This window comes from Buttiauxella ferragutiae (assembly GCF_022637515.1).
GTDB classification, from domain to species: Bacteria; Pseudomonadota; Gammaproteobacteria; order Enterobacterales; family Enterobacteriaceae; genus Buttiauxella; species Buttiauxella ferragutiae.
This window is the reverse complement of record NZ_CP093332.1, coordinates 2,626,829-2,641,053: the sequence shown is the minus strand read 5'-3', so window position 1 is coordinate 2,641,053 and position 14,225 is coordinate 2,626,829. Positions and strand designations below refer to the sequence as shown.

The window sequence follows — 14,225 nt, the reverse complement described above, 5'->3', positions numbered from 1 at the left end:
TGGATAATGCGCGGGAGGGAATGATTTTTCATCCTCCCAGCGAGGTTCGCAGATGTTTTACTGTTCAGTCCACATTTGCCATAAAAATGCTTCAACCCTCGCCAGGTAAAATACCACCATTCTGCGCGCTGGCGCGGCTAGTCTGGTGGAAGAGGTCACCTGATGCGAAACAACGGCTTAAAAGCATGCTTATTTATCATCATAATGAATCGAAGATGGATGACGGCATAACGCATCAACTTTAATATCCATATACGGGTACAACGGCAACTCTATCAACAGGTTATGTAACTCTTCGGCATCTTTAACATCAAAAATGCTGACATTGGAATATAAGCCAGCAACCCGCCAAATATGGCGCCACTTACCTTCATGCTGTAATCGTTGTGAATAGGCTTTCTCTTTGGCTTTAATTTCAGCAGCAGTTTCCACTGGCATATCAAGTGGAATATTTACCGTCATCTCTACTTTAAATAACATGATTATTTCCTTATACCTTGCGGCAATATTATGGCACTCATATTCTTCCCGTCAGTTTTCAAGATGTTTGCCGGTCAAGTCTCCCCGGCAAGCAAAACGGTGCGTTCTGATAATAGAAGTTCCCCCACCAAAGCGTCAACGGCGGTAATCGAATTTTCGTGCGAATATCGCCCGCGCGGCGGCTAAAGCATCTGGTTTTTGGTGATGCGGTACAGTACGTGGCGGCACAACGGCTGGCCTTGCTTGAGGGCTGGGTGGTCAAACTCTTCGCAACGATGCATGCCGATTTTTTCCATCACGCGTTGTGATGGCTGATTTTCCAGCGCGGTAAAAGCGACGATTTCGTCCATTGCGTATTGGTTGAAACCAATTTCCAGCGCTTTACGTGCCGCTTCCGGTGCGTAACCTTTACCCCAGAACGGTTTATCCAGCCGCCAGCCTATTTCAATCACCGGGGAAAACGGCAGTTCGTATCCAGGAATATTCAGGCCCACAAACCCGATAAACGCCCCGCTGCTTTTCTCTTCCACCGCCCATAATCCCCAACCTTTATCGGCGAGGATCTGTTCGACAGCATTCACCATATTGTCGCTTTCTTCACGGGTGCGCGTATTGGGGAAGTAACGCATTACTTCAGGACTGGCATTCATCGCGGCAAACGGCTCGCGGTCGCTTTGCTTCCATAGCCTTAAAATCAGGCGCTCGGTCTGGTATTCCATTGTTCACTCCTTAATTTGTTGGCGAATTAAATCAGCCAGGGTGATCACCGCGTGTTGTTCACGCTCACCTAACACCCACGAAGCATTAAGACGAAAATAATTATGCCATGCGCCGCCAGTGGTAAACATTTTGCCCGGTGCAATGCTGATTTTGTGGGTAATAGCTTGCTCACTCAACACGCTGGCATCCATATAATCGGGTAATTCTACCCACAGGAAATAGCCGCTTTCGCTATGGTGAATTTTCACCTCAACTGGGAAATACTGATGTAGCGCCTGCAAGGTTTGCTGTTTACGCTCAGCCAAAATGCGCCGCAGTTTGCGTAAATGGGTGTCGTAACGTTTGGTCGCCAGATAATCAACCAGCGCCAGTTGCATCGGCGAACTGGTGGAAAGTGTGCTCATTAATTGCAGTTGCTGAATACGCCGCGCATGTTTGCCTGCCGCCACCCAACCGATGCGAAACCCCGCGACCAGGCATTTCGAAAATGATGAACAGTGCAGCGTGATGCCTTGCTCGTCATACGCCCTGGCCGGTAACGGACGATCGCGTCCAGAATACAGCTCGCTGTAAACATCATCTTCGATAAGCGTGACATTATGCTGTTGTAACAATTCCACCAGTTGCAGCTTCTTATCAGGTGACAACGTCACGCCTAGCGGATTCTGACTATTGGTCATTAACCAACATGCTTTCACCGGATAGTCGTTAAGCGCCTGTTTCAGTGCGATGAGATCAATGCCGTTTTGCGGGTCAGTTGCCACCGACAGAGCCTTTAAGCGCAAGCGTTCCAGCGCCTGTAACGCGCCATAAAAACACGGATTTTCAACAATCACCCAATCCCCCGGCTCAGTGACTGCTTGCAGGCTGAGATTGAGCGCTTCAAGCGCACCAGCGGTTATCACAATCTCCTCTGGCGATACCTGCATTCCCTGCTGCGCATAACGCCTGGCAATGGCGTGCCGCAAGGCTTCGTTACCCGGTGGCAAGTTTTCAATCACGCTCATGGCAGTGGCGGTTTTGCTGACAGTGGCCAGTGAGCGGTTAAGTTGTTGTTGCGGAAACAGACGCGGATCTGGGAATGCCGAACCGAATGGCACTACCGATGCGTCGCAACTGGCCTGCAACACATCAAAAATGTAGGTATTGATATCCACCGCTTCATCACGCATGACTTTCACGGGGGCAAGCGTGCTCCGCGCTGCAGGGCGAGAAGCGACGTAATAACCCGACTGCGGCCTGGCAACAATCAAACCCTGGCTTTCCAGGGTTTGATAAGCATGGCTGACGGTCATGAAGCTCATACCACTCATCGTCACCTGCTCACGTAGCGAAGGAAGCTTGTCCCCTGGCAACCACACCCCGAGTGCAATCTGGTCAATGATTTGCTGCGCAAGTTGCTGGTATTTTTTCATGATTAACCTGTGCTTGCTGCCTATATCAGATAGCTAAAAATACGCTAAATTTCACAACTGTTATAGGCAAAAAACGTTGTTCTGTTTCTTATTCCCACCAGGATAACCCTCTAACATAGCGTCGAAGTTACTGTGCTATGAGGTTGCGCATGTTTGGTTTAGACGCTTTTCATCTGGCGAGGATTCAGTTTGCTTTTACTGTCTCCTTCCACATTATTTTCCCCGCCATCACCATTGGGCTGGCCAGTTATCTGGCAGTGCTTGAAGGGTTGTGGCTCAAATCTAAAAACCCGGTTTTTCGTTCGCTTTACGATTTTTGGTCAAAGATATTCGCGGTTAACTTCGGCATGGGCGTGGTGTCCGGGCTGGTGATGGCCTATCAGTTCGGCACCAACTGGAGCGGTTTTTCGCAGTTTGCAGGCAGTATCACCGGGCCATTGTTGACCTATGAAGTGCTGACCGCATTTTTCCTTGAGGCAGGGTTCCTGGGCGTGATGCTGTTTGGCTGGAAGCGCGTCGGGCCTGGGCTGCATTTCTTTGCGACCTGCATGGTGGCGCTGGGCACTTTGATGTCCACCTTCTGGATCCTCGCGTCCAATAGTTGGATGCAGACACCGCAAGGTTTTGAAATTCATAACGGGCAAGTGGTGCCTGTTGACTGGTTTGCCGTGGTGTTTAATCCGTCATTCCCTTACCGCTTACTGCATATGTCCGTGGCCGCTTTTCTTAGCAGCGCGTTTTTTGTTGGGGCATCAGCGGCCTGGCATTTGCTGCGGGGCAACAAAACTCCGGCGATTAAAACCATGTTTTCAATGGCATTATGGATGGCGTTAATCGTCGCGCCACTGCAAGCGATGATTGGGGATATGCACGGCCTGAATACCCTGAAACACCAACCGGCGAAAATTGCCGCCATTGAGGGGCATTGGGAAAACGTACCCGGCGAACCTACCCCGCTGCTGCTGTTTGGCTGGCCGGATATGGAACAAGAGCGCACGCGTTACGGGCTGGAGATCCCGGCACTCGGCAGCCTGATCCTCACCCATAGCCTGGACAAACAGGTTCCGGCGCTAAAAGAGTTCCCGAAAGAAGATCGGCCAAATTCCACCATGGTGTTCTGGTCATTCCGCATTATGGCGGGGCTGGGCATGCTGATGATTCTGGCAGGCGTGTTCAGTTTGTGGTTGCGCTATCGCCACCGGTTATACGAAAGCCGCCCGTTCCTGCGCTTTATGTTGTGGATGGGGCCATCGGGGCTTATCGCGATTCTGGCAGGCTGGGTGACGACTGAAGTGGGTCGCCAACCGTGGGTGGTGTATGGCTTGCTGCGCACCAAAGATGCCGTTTCGGCACACGGGAATTTGCAGATGAGTATCAGCCTGCTGACCTTCTTTGTGGTGTATATGTCGGTGTTTGGCGTGGGTTATAGCTATATGGTCAGGCTTATCAAGAAAGGCCCGCAGCCATTTGATGACGATACGCCCTCCACGCACGGCACGCCTTCTCGCCCGCTATCGGCGGTCACCGATTCACTGGAGGAGCCACGTTAATGGGCATCGATCTGTCAGTTATTTGGTTTGTGATTATTGTCTTTTCCACCCTGATGTACATCGTGATGGATGGGTTTGATCTCGGCATTGGCATCCTTTTCCCGTTTGTTCGCGGTGCACAAGACCGTGATGTGATGGTCAATAGTGTTGCCCCTGTCTGGGATGGCAACGAAACCTGGCTGGTGTTAGGGGGGGCGGCACTGTTTGGTGCTTTCCCTCTGGCTTATGCGGTGATTGTTGATGCGTTAACCATCCCGCTGTCGTTGATGCTAATCGGGCTGATTTTTCGCGGTGTAGCGTTTGAATTCCGCTTTAAAGCCACGCCAGCGCACCGTCCATTCTGGGATAAAGCGTTTATTGGTGGTTCGATCCTGGCAACCTATTGCCAGGGTGTGGTAGTCGGTGCGGTGATTTCAGGTTTCCCGGTGACAGGACGCACTTTTAGCGGCAGCCAGCTTGACTGGATCACGCCGTTTAATCTGTTCTGCGGCCTTGGTTTGGTGGTGGCGTATGCGCTGCTTGGCGCCAGTTGGCTGGTGATGAAAAGCGCAGACCCGCTACTAAAAACCATGCGTAACATCATCAAGCCGCTGTTGATGGTCATGCTGGCGGTCATCGCCGTTATCAGTATCTGGACGCCGCTTGGGCACCCGCAAATTTCCACCCGCTGGTTTAGCCTGCCGAATTTCTGGTTCCTGTTGCCGGTTCCACTGCTGGTGGTAGCGTGCAGCGCCTGGTTATGGCTCTCGGTCAGTCGAGAAAATAGCTGGCACAGCACGCCGTTTTTGCTGACGTTAGGGCTAATTTTCCTCGGCTTTAGCGGACTAGGGATCAGTATTTGGCCGTATCTGATCCCGCCATCCATTACCTTGTGGCAGGCCGCCGCCCCGCCGCAAAGCCAGGGTTTTATGCTGGTCGGCGCACTGTTTATTATCCCGATAATTTTGGTTTACACCTTCTGGAGTTATTACGTTTTCCGCGGAAAAGTGCCGCATGGCGAGGGGTATCACTGATGAAACAGACTGGAGTTCGTTTGTTGTGGATGGTGGCGTTATGGGGCGGCAGTGTTTTGGCACTGGCCGCCGTGGGGATGGGTTTCCGGCTGCTGATGACCGCGGCGGGGTTTAAGTCCTGACCGGAATAGCGGTGGATGACGCTAGCGTTTATCCACCCGACAAAACCAAAGCTATTTGGCCAACACCCCGTTGGCCGCACTCATATAACGCAATGAGAAGAAAATTCTGTCCTGCCCCTGCGGGACAGGGGTCGACAACAATTTCTGCTGATACGCCGCCGGAGCGGGTTGCGCTTTAAAGGTTTCGGCCTGCTTATCCTGGCGGAATAGCTCTATGACCTTTCCGGCAGATGGCGCTTGCAGATACAACGCCCGCTCAGTTTCCGTCAGCACTTGCGTTCCCGCACCGTCCTGCATCCACACTTTCACACCGCTATGGTTCAGGGTGGTTATCCATTTACGGTATGAGTCCGGCGTCATGTTTCCGGCAAAGAAGCTACTGACCGCAACCGGTTTATCCGCGACAGCGGCCAACGACAAACGCGTGTTGTTCATCCAGTTTTCCGCAACTTGCTGCATTTGCGGGGTGCGCCAGCGTCGGTCATCGAGTTCACTGCTGATATACCAGCCAGAAATCGCCTGCTCACCCAGTACTTCAACCCAGCGTTTTGCCACGGCAACGTCGTTGGCGCGCAAGTGGTTGAGATAGTTTTCCAGTGCGGGCATTGGTTGTTTTTGGCGTTCGAAAAACTGTCCATCAGCTGCCAGACCAATCACCAGTTTTAGGCTGCTTGCGGTGGTGAGTTGCGCTTTACGCTCAAGCCAGGCGCGAGACTCCCCGCCCGTGAAAGCATCGTCGTAACGGCTCCATTGCAAGACCAGGGTATCAATTCCCTGCCCTTTAAGTTTGCTCAATACGCTTTGCCACTGCGCGTCGGAAACGGTGGTATCGCGCAGTTGCGGCTGATACATCACGGCATTCATCGCACTGGCAAAAGGCACTACCAGCAGTAGCGTTGTTGTCAGAAGTATTTTCTTCATTACCAGCGCACTCCCAGCGTCAGGAACAAATTATTTTTGGAATTAGTATCGCGGTTGTGGCCGGAAAATACTCTCTGGTATTCCAGCCCGACGCTCGCTTTATGCGGGAACGCGTCGTAATGCGTTTGCCCAAACCACGTATTTAACCGCACCCCAACGCCACCCAGCGTATTGTCCTGGTATGGGTCGCCCGTGTTGGCGTTGTACTGCGCGTGCCAGTAAGGCTCAATGGTTTGGTGTTGATTGATTTTCTGATGCCAGCTCATTCGGTAATCCGCGGTGTAAAGCTGATAATCCGCTTTCACGTAATGTGCCGCATCAAGATACAGGTTTTGTGCCATCCAGCCATTACCGGTGGGATGCCAGTCATCACTGTATTTACCGCCGTTGAAGAACGACGCACTCGCGCGCAGCATCAGGTCACTTTCGCCATGCGCCTTATCTAACGGGATCTGCTGTTCAGCCGCCAGGTAGATAACCTGGTCACGCAACGGTTTCCAGCGCACGCCAATCCCTAACATCGGCTCATACAGCGGCATGAAGTTATGGTCGCTTTCAGTGCTGCTGCCCGCGAACAGACGGCTGTAAACCGAGAGCTGGTCACCGTCGACAATTTGGTTTTTACCGATGCGGTACTCCGCCTCAAACTGCTGATAGCTACGGTAGCTTTTATTCGGCTGTACGCCGCTGCTGCTGCCCGAACTGTTCAGCGAGTCAGGCGTTAAACCGAATGAACCGTCCCAGGTAAAAGTCCAGCGGCGTTCGCTGTCTTCGTGGGTGCGGCGGAACTCAAAGCGGTCTTTTTTCTGCTGTTCGTTGAGCGTTTGCTGTGGTGTGAGAGTGTTATCTATGTCATCGACTACCCGCTCGCTGTACTCGCGAGTTTTGGGTTTATCGTCCAGTCGCTCGTTGAGATACACCAGTTGGCGCAGGATTTCGGGCGAGTCGGGTTGAGAAGCGCGGGCTTTTTCCAGCGCATCGCGGGCTTCAGAATGTTTGCCTTGCGTCAGTAGCGCAAAGCCACGCGCCGCATCATCCATTTCTGGTGCTGAGTCAGTTTTCAGGTTCGGTCTTTCTGATGCGGGAACGCGCGCCCAGCTGGCCTGTGCTAACTGATAATCTTCCGCGGTATACGCCAGATAAGCCACTTGCCGTTGGTAGTAAGGTGACGGATCGCGAGCTGCCGCTTGTTGCGCGGCATGCAGAGCAAGACCTGGCTGGAATGGATAACATTGCGCCAGATGTGACCAGCTTTCCGCGTCATATTGTGGCGACAAATCGCCTAATAAATTACGCACAATCGGGCAGTTTTCTGCGCCCTGGAACACGCGAGCCTGAGCCATGCGCTGCGTGGCTGTCGGTAACGGTTTTTGCAACCGCGCTTTATTTTCCTCAGACAACCACTGCGGATGCGCCGCAAGCTGGCTGTACAAACGCGTTGAGAGCGAATCCTGCAACTTACCGGCTTGTTCAAACGGCCAGTAGTTCAACAGCAATTCGGTGGCTGCTTGCTCCTGCCCCATAGCCACCATTTGGTAGCTGGCGGTTTCCAGTTCCTGCGCGGACAGACTACGCATTTGGCTAATTTTGCGGATCAACTCCATGCTGGCTTGCGTGTCTTTTCGCGCAAAACTTAACGCCAGGCGCTGATCAAGTCCCTGATCGTCCGGGAAGTTACTGAGCAGCGCGTTGGCTCCTTGCCAGTCGCCTTGTTGGATACGGATGGGGACCAAGGTCGACAACACATACTGTTGGTTTTCTGGGTGTTTGACCGGCCAATGGGCAACCGTGTTACCCGGGTCCTGGCAGTAGGTTGCCAGTAACCGTAGCCAGTTACGCTCTTCGGCAGGGTTGGTGAACTCCGGCTTATGGCTGGTGAGATAACGGCGCAGTGGTGCCAGCGCGTTACGTTCAGCCAGCGATTGAGCATACGCCAGTTGCATACCAGGGCTGTTCATCACACCCTGACTTTGCAAATCGAGGATCCGCTGGTCGCGCTGCATATGCAGTAAAATGGCAAACCATTGCTGGTACTGCGCCTCGCTCAGGGTGGCATCGCTATCCAACAGTGCAAAACCCTGGTCGGCGGCCGCCCACTGATGCCTGAAGATCGCCCGCTGGATGTAGTTATCCGTTAACGCTTGCGCGGCTTTGGTGTGACGGAATTGAGGGTCAGACAGTTGGGCGCGAGCGATGTCTAACTGGTTGAGTTTGACCGCATAATTCCCTACTTTGCTGCGGCAATCCACCGTAGGCTCGGCATCGCATTTCTTCTGCAACTCCTGCAATTGGCTGAGGGATTTCACTTGCTGCTCGGCAACCGGAATCGCCGCCAGGGCTTGCTGCAAATCAGGGTTTTGCGGATTTGTCTTGAGCTCACGTTTCAGTAAAGCTTGCGCTTTCTTTTCGTGACCAAAATGACGGTAAGCCTCTGCCAACCATAATGTCAGACGCACACTGTCAGGCGCCATTTCATGCGCATGTTCAAAACTGCTCAAGGCGCGCGTTTCATCGTTAACCTTCATGGCTTGATGCGCCCGCTCGATATGCGGGTAAACCTTGAAATAGCGGTAATCGCTCAAGCCCAGGTCTTGTTTTGATCCTTCTTCTGCAGCGAGCGCAGGCGTTGCGAGTAATGTACCGCATATCAACATGGCCAGCGGATTCAGGCGGATGTTCATAACACCTCCCTAGCCAGGCGCGCCTGTTGTAACTTAGTGATACCGGCATTTTGCAGCAGTTGGCTGAGGGACGGTTGCAGTTTATCTTGCTGTTCCAGTGCGCGACTGACCACGTTTTGGTCGACCACACCTTCTTGCACCAGGAATTCCCCAAACATCAAATCGCTACGCTCATAGCGCAATAACACCGCACGCAGAACCGCTTCGTTGAGCTTGAATTCGTTGGTGAGCACTTCGGCAAAAAAAAGTTGACCGGAAACATATTGCTTCCAGAGGTCATCAGCCTGTGACGGGCTGATAAGATCTTCACTCACCGCACTTTCCAGTATCTGTTTCTCTTTGAGCAATTGCTCTGAGCCGTACCAGTAGCGCAAGCCAATCACCACCTGTCCGCGTGGCACCACCACGTATTTAACCGGACGGCCAACTTTGCGGCTTAGTGCCGAAAGCGAAACCGGGTCGATTGTGTTTTCGCAGGCCAGAGTCAGTGTCTCACCTTCAAGGCGCAATGGCAGCACCGCATGGTGTTGAGCGACTTTTGCCGGGATGCTGTTGACCAGTTGTGGATCCAGTGCCAGCGAGTCTATTGATTCCATCGGCACATCGGCCTGTTTTGCGAGTGCGACCGCAAGTTGTTCGGCGGTGATATAGCCGAGTTGTACCAGGCTACCCCCCAGTTTCAGACCTGGAATACGGTTTTGCAGTGCTTCTTCAAGTTGCTGCTGGGTAAGCACTCCCGAATCCACAAGGATGTAACCCAGAGGCTGAGCGGAACGTTGCTCGCTGACCGTCGGGAAATCGTGGGTAGTTTTATCCCAGGCAACGCGACGCGGGTCGCCGTGCTGGATAACCTGCTTAATCGCCCGCCAGTTAGCAACAAAGTTAATCAGGTTTCCCCAGAACAGACGCGGGATCACCAGCAAACCTTGCCCCATCCCGTAATAGCCGGTGACAAAAATCATGCGCTGGAGTATGCGATTGGACATCAACCCGAAGTTAATCCACAGCAGGGTTGTCAGCCATGGGCCACCCACGAAGATCGACAGAAATTGCCACGCACCATCAACGCTACGCTGATAAATCATGATCGCTACCAGCTGCATCATCACCAGCATCGCAGCAAAACTGAGGAAGTTGGCAATGGCCCCTTTGCGGTCACGCCACAAGAAATAGTTAAGAATCGGGCTTGGGCTCCAGCGGTGTGTTTTAAACCCCTGGAAGACAATACCGATGATCCAGCGCGATTTTTGCCGCACCGCAGTCGCAAAGGTGTCCGGGAAATATTCACGTACACAAATCACGTTGGCGGTACGCGAACGTTGTAAGAAAGGTTTTGCTGAGCTGTCGTTTTCATCCACGACAGGGAAGCGGCAGAAAATTTCTTCCATGCCCTTCTGACGCAAGCGGAAACCGATGTCGTAGTCTTCGGTCAAACTCTGCACGTCAAACGCAATACCATCACCGTCTGCCAGCAGTGCTAACACGGCTCGACGACTGAAACAGGTCCCTACGCCTGCACTCGGAACCTGCCCCGCTAAAGCTTCACGAACAGGCACATCTTTGCCGTGCAGTTCGGAAAATTCATCCAAATAACTGAGGCTGGTGAAATGTGTCCATTTGCGCTCAAACGGATAAACAGGGATCTGAATTAAATCTTTTCTATCGACCAGATAATTGAACAGGCGTAATTCGAGTGGAGAAATAACGTCTTCTGCATCGTGCAGAATAAAGCCGGAGAAATTAAAACGCGCGCTACGTTCAAACTGCAAAATCGCGTCGAGAATGTTATTCAGGCAATCCGCTTTGCTGGTTGGGCCTGGCCGTGCACACACCACTTTATGGACATTTGGAAAACGCGCGCAAACGTCGTCGACATCGCGTTGGGTGTACGGGTCATTAGGGTAAGTGCCGACAAAAATATGATAGTTTTCGTAGTCCAGCGAGCTGGCGGCCAATCTCGCCATGTTACCGATAACCCCGGTCTCATTCCACGCGGGAACCATAATTGCCAGTGCCTTTTCTTGCGGCTCATACAGGGCTTTATAGTCCAGATAATCGTTGTTGCGGTAAACCGTCGCTGAGCGCCATACCCGGCGAACCCAATAAACGACATCGATAAATAAATCATCTACTCCGCTAATTAACATCAATATCGCCAGAGTAATAGCGATGACTTTCAACCCGTAAAGATAGGTTGAAAAGCAATCAACAAACCAATCCATTTTTTACCCCAAAGGTCATGTGAAACCGTGTACTGTCATCCACAAGAGGGCTGATGCAGACACAAAAAAGCCTCATATGTTACCGGTATCATAATGTAACAAGATAAACTCAGAAAGGAGATAACTCTAATATTGCACTTATTTACAATCACAAAGATTATACCATCAACAACAAAACCAGTGTTTTCAGCTGACATTTACAATTGTTACAGGACATTTGAAGTGAGCAATGGTTTCTGGTGCCAGTTCTTGCCAGAAACGGCTTTGATCTTTACATTGGCGGGCTGAATACCTGTGGGAGAAACGGATATGACTTACTTCTGGCTCATTGTGGCAATTATTGCCGAGGTGATAGCAACTACCTCACTGAAACTATCAGAAGGTTTTAGCCGTTTATGGCCAAGTATCACCACCATTTTGTTTTATGGCGTGGCGTTTTATTGTTTATCCATCACTATGCGCACCATCCCTACCGGGATTATTTATGCGATTTGGTCAGGGGCCGGGATCGTGTTGATTGGTGCGGTAGGCTGGATATTTTTGGGGCAGAAACTCGACTGGCCTGCTCTTGCAGGTATGGCGCTGATCATTCTGGGTGTGTTAGTCATTAACCTGTTTTCAAAATCAGTCGCTCATTAATTCTGCCTTATAATGCCTGGACTGCGCCCTTTTCACTGGTAAAAGGGTTGTAGCATGTCATCTCTTTAATCAACCTATCGTAAACCAAAAGCTAACAATCTGGTCTTTTACACTGCTGACAATTCTTTTGTTTTATTTCTAAAAGTTGAATAGTCACAAGGTGAAATCATCTATACAGTGGGCCCGTCACGTTAATGAGATTGAAGATGATGGTTAAACAGTTACGATCAAAACTGGGGATGATTTTGTTAGTCATTGGTGCGGCCTTGTTCTCTGGCCAGACGGCTGCGCAAACTCACGGTCACCTGTATTTAGTCGTCAAAAGTGCTGACATGTTGCTGCGCCATCAGGCTGATAGCGATGAAATCCGTCAAGCCGCCGAAGAGTCTGCCGCTGATTTCCGTGAGCATTATTATCACGTTAAAGAGCGACGGGCCGGGACCTTTCAACTTTAGAAAGTATTGCTCTCACCGATTCTGCCGGCAAAATTAACCGGGAATCGGTGAGATCAATTTATCGGTTATTTATCGCCGAAATGGATAACGGTACGAATCGATTTTCCTTCGTGCATTAAATCGAATGCTTCGTTGATTTGCTCAAGCGGCATGCGATGGGTGATAAACGGGTCGAGGTTGATTTTGCCAGCCATCGCATCCTCTACCATGCCAGGCAATTGTGTACGCCCTTTCACGCCACCAAACGCTGAACCACGCCAAACACGGCCGGTAACCAGTTGGAACGGACGGGTTTTGATTTCCTGGCCGGCACCTGCAACGCCGATGATCACGCTCTCGCCCCAGCCTTTATGGCAGCATTCTAGTGCCGAACGCATAACATTCACGTTACCGATACATTCAAAGCTGAAGTCCACACCGCCGTCGGTCAACTCGACGATGACATCCTGAATCGGCTTCTGATGATCTTTAGGGTTGATGCAGTCGGTCGCCCCCATTTCAGTCGCCAGTTTGAATTTTTCTGGGTTGGTGTCGATAGCCAGAATGCGACCCGCTTTTGCCTGTACCGCGCCCTGAATCACCGCCAACCCAATGCCGCCGAGGCCAAACACCGCGACGGTATCACCCTCTTTTACTTTCGCCGTGTTGTGAACCGCCCCGATACCGGTGGTGACGCCACAACCCAGCAGACAAACTTTATCCAGTGGCGCTTGTTCGTTCACCTTAGCCAGTGAAATTTCCGCAACCACAGTGTATTCGCTGAAAGTACTGGTACCCATGTAGTGATAAATCGGCTCGCCATTGTATGAGAAACGTGTGGTGCCATCTGGCATCAAACCTTTACCCTGGGTGGCGCGAACCGCCTGGCAAAGGTTGGTTTTACCCGATTTACAGAATTTACATTCGCGACATTCTGCGGTGTACAACGGAATAACGTGATCGCCAGGTTTCAGGCTGGTCACGCCCTCACCAACTTCCACCACAATCCCGCCGCCTTCATGCCCCAGCACCGCCGGGAAAACACCTTCAGGATCATCACCCGACAATGTGAACGCATCGGTGTGGCAAACACCAGTATGGGTAATTTTGACCAGCACTTCGCCTTTCTGTGGCGGAGCAACATCAATTTCTACGATTTCCAGAGGCTTGCCTGGACCGAATGCAACAGCAGCACGTGATTTCATATTATTCTTCTTCCGTCGTCAGATGAGTGTGAGTTTTATTTTAGATAAGAGCGGATTAAATGGCCGACTTCCGCCATGCGTACAGCACGCTGATCTTCGGATGTCTCCCCCGCGACCAGTTCGTCTTTAAGATGGATTTCCATCATTTCGCCCATCAAACCGTTGGCTGCGCCGCGCACGGCAGCGATTTGTTGCAGGATGGCAATGCAAGGATCGCCATTTTCCAGCGCACGCTCTATCGCTTCCGTTTGACCGCGAATCCGCCGCACGCGAGTCAGGATACGTTTTTTGTCTTCAGGTGAATGTGGCATAGCGACCTCAATATACTATAGGGGGGTATGGTACATGAAAAATATCCCGCCTGACACCAGTAACAACCAATATCAAACTGTACAAAAAATGAACCACGGAAAATTCCGGTGTTCTAATTAAAATGGATGGTGATTCAATATCGGCTGCTACAAAGCCTGGCACCATGTCACTTTGATTTTTAACTCAGACTTTGGACTTAAGGGGGTAAGATGAAAAGACATACGGAAAAACGAATAGCAGGCTCTATTCTGGAAGTAAGATGTTTGCGCGTGACCCCTCCCGTTTGTATTCATAGAGTTGCGTTCGAAGATGGTAAATTTGCGGTGGTGCGTTGCGTAACAGATGGTTGTCTCGTTCCCGGACACGTCATCAACCGTGATGCGCAGGGATGGCACTATGATGAGAAAATAATGAAGCTGCTGCCTTTTGAATACGTTAATCAAACAGAATCAGAGCGTGATTTCGCGGAATACCCTTAACGATAAAACAAAGACCCCATGATTTCGATGTG

General features: G+C 51.3%; 14 protein-coding genes. 6 read left to right on the top strand and 8 right to left on the bottom strand.

Annotated elements, in window-relative coordinates:
- Positions 1 to 189 precede the first annotated feature (189 nt).
- The 3 genes from catC to MNO13_RS12180 all read right to left on the bottom strand — a co-directional run bounded on the left by catC (position 190) and on the right by MNO13_RS12180 (position 2,615).
- A complete protein-coding gene (gene catC, locus MNO13_RS12190; RefSeq protein ID WP_241940036.1) occupies positions 190 to 480 on the bottom strand; it encodes a muconolactone Delta-isomerase in 291 nt (96 codons plus the stop codon).
- 182 nt (positions 481 to 662) lie between these two features.
- A complete protein-coding gene (locus MNO13_RS12185) occupies positions 663 to 1,199 on the bottom strand; it encodes a GNAT family N-acetyltransferase (RefSeq protein ID WP_121813530.1) in 537 nt (178 codons plus the stop codon).
- 3 nt (positions 1,200 to 1,202) lie between these two features.
- On the bottom strand, positions 1,203 to 2,615 hold the full coding sequence (locus tag MNO13_RS12180) for an aminotransferase-like domain-containing protein (RefSeq protein WP_232885834.1): 1,413 nt from the start codon (positions 2,613 to 2,615) through the stop codon (positions 1,203 to 1,205).
- Between the two features lie 149 nt (positions 2,616 to 2,764).
- Between MNO13_RS12180 and MNO13_RS12175 the strand changes: the two genes are divergently transcribed.
- From MNO13_RS12175 to MNO13_RS12165, 3 genes are read left to right on the top strand one after another with little or no spacing between them, the layout of a single operon-like run.
- On the top strand, positions 2,765 to 4,165 hold the full coding sequence (locus MNO13_RS12175) for a cytochrome ubiquinol oxidase subunit I (RefSeq protein ID WP_232885833.1): 1,401 nt from the start codon (positions 2,765 to 2,767) through the stop codon (positions 4,163 to 4,165).
- On the top strand, positions 4,165 to 5,178 hold the full coding sequence (cydB, locus tag MNO13_RS12170) for a cytochrome d ubiquinol oxidase subunit II (protein ID WP_241940035.1): 1,014 nt from the start codon (positions 4,165 to 4,167) through the stop codon (positions 5,176 to 5,178). Before MNO13_RS12175 ends, cydB begins: the two co-directional genes overlap by 1 nt.
- A complete protein-coding gene (locus MNO13_RS12165; protein ID WP_064546514.1) occupies positions 5,178 to 5,300 on the top strand; it encodes a DUF2474 domain-containing protein in 123 nt (40 codons plus the stop codon). Before cydB ends, MNO13_RS12165 begins: the two co-directional genes overlap by 1 nt.
- Positions 5,301 to 5,351: 51 nt before the next feature.
- Here the strand turns inward: MNO13_RS12165 and MNO13_RS12160 are convergent, their stop codons facing one another.
- Genes MNO13_RS12160 through nfrB form a run of 3 tightly spaced genes read right to left on the bottom strand, consistent with a single transcriptional unit; the run spans position 5,352 to position 11,124 of the window.
- Positions 5,352 to 6,221 carry a DUF4434 domain-containing protein gene (locus MNO13_RS12160; protein WP_232885831.1) on the bottom strand — a complete coding sequence of 290 codons (870 nt, stop codon included), beginning with the start codon at positions 6,219 to 6,221 and terminating at the stop codon, positions 5,352 to 5,354.
- Positions 6,221 to 8,902, bottom strand: coding sequence for an NfrA family protein (locus tag MNO13_RS12155; RefSeq protein WP_232885830.1), 2,682 nt, complete (start codon positions 8,900 to 8,902; stop codon positions 6,221 to 6,223). The genes MNO13_RS12160 and MNO13_RS12155 overlap by 1 nt, the downstream gene beginning before the upstream one ends.
- Complete coding sequence (gene nfrB / locus MNO13_RS12150; RefSeq protein ID WP_232885829.1) at positions 8,899 to 11,124, bottom strand: cyclic di-3',5'-guanylate-activated glycosyltransferase NfrB; 2,226 nt, start codon at positions 11,122 to 11,124, stop codon at positions 8,899 to 8,901. The genes MNO13_RS12155 and nfrB overlap by 4 nt, the downstream gene beginning before the upstream one ends.
- Positions 11,125 to 11,433: 309 nt before the next feature.
- On the opposite strand from nfrB, the gene MNO13_RS12145 reads away from it, so the two are divergent.
- Together MNO13_RS12145 and MNO13_RS12140 are read left to right on the top strand one after the other, a co-directional pair.
- Positions 11,434 to 11,763 carry an SMR family transporter gene (locus MNO13_RS12145; protein ID WP_232885828.1) on the top strand — a complete coding sequence of 110 codons (330 nt, stop codon included), beginning with the start codon at positions 11,434 to 11,436 and terminating at the stop codon, positions 11,761 to 11,763.
- Positions 11,764 to 11,969: 206 nt separating this feature from the next.
- Complete coding sequence (locus MNO13_RS12140) at positions 11,970 to 12,218, top strand: DUF2554 family protein (protein ID WP_083963370.1); 249 nt, start codon at positions 11,970 to 11,972, stop codon at positions 12,216 to 12,218.
- Between the two features lie 65 nt (positions 12,219 to 12,283).
- Here MNO13_RS12140 and MNO13_RS12135 read toward each other — a convergent pair whose 3' ends face one another.
- Together MNO13_RS12135 and MNO13_RS12130 are read right to left on the bottom strand one after the other, a co-directional pair.
- Positions 12,284 to 13,402 (bottom strand): S-(hydroxymethyl)glutathione dehydrogenase/class III alcohol dehydrogenase, encoded by a 1,119-nt coding sequence (locus MNO13_RS12135; RefSeq protein WP_064546502.1) that lies wholly within the window; start codon positions 13,400 to 13,402, stop codon positions 12,284 to 12,286.
- Positions 13,403 to 13,437: 35 nt separating this feature from the next.
- Entirely contained in the window at positions 13,438 to 13,713 is a 276-nt protein-coding gene (locus MNO13_RS12130) for a metal/formaldehyde-sensitive transcriptional repressor (RefSeq protein ID WP_064546500.1), read from the bottom strand.
- A 210-nt stretch (positions 13,714 to 13,923) separates the two neighbouring features.
- Here MNO13_RS12130 and MNO13_RS12125 point away from each other — a divergent pair, with 210 nt between their 5' ends.
- Positions 13,924 to 14,193: a hypothetical protein gene (locus tag MNO13_RS12125; RefSeq protein ID WP_064546494.1), complete on the top strand. Its 270-nt coding sequence runs from the start codon at positions 13,924 to 13,926 to the stop codon at positions 14,191 to 14,193.
- Positions 14,194 to 14,225 lie beyond the last annotated feature (32 nt).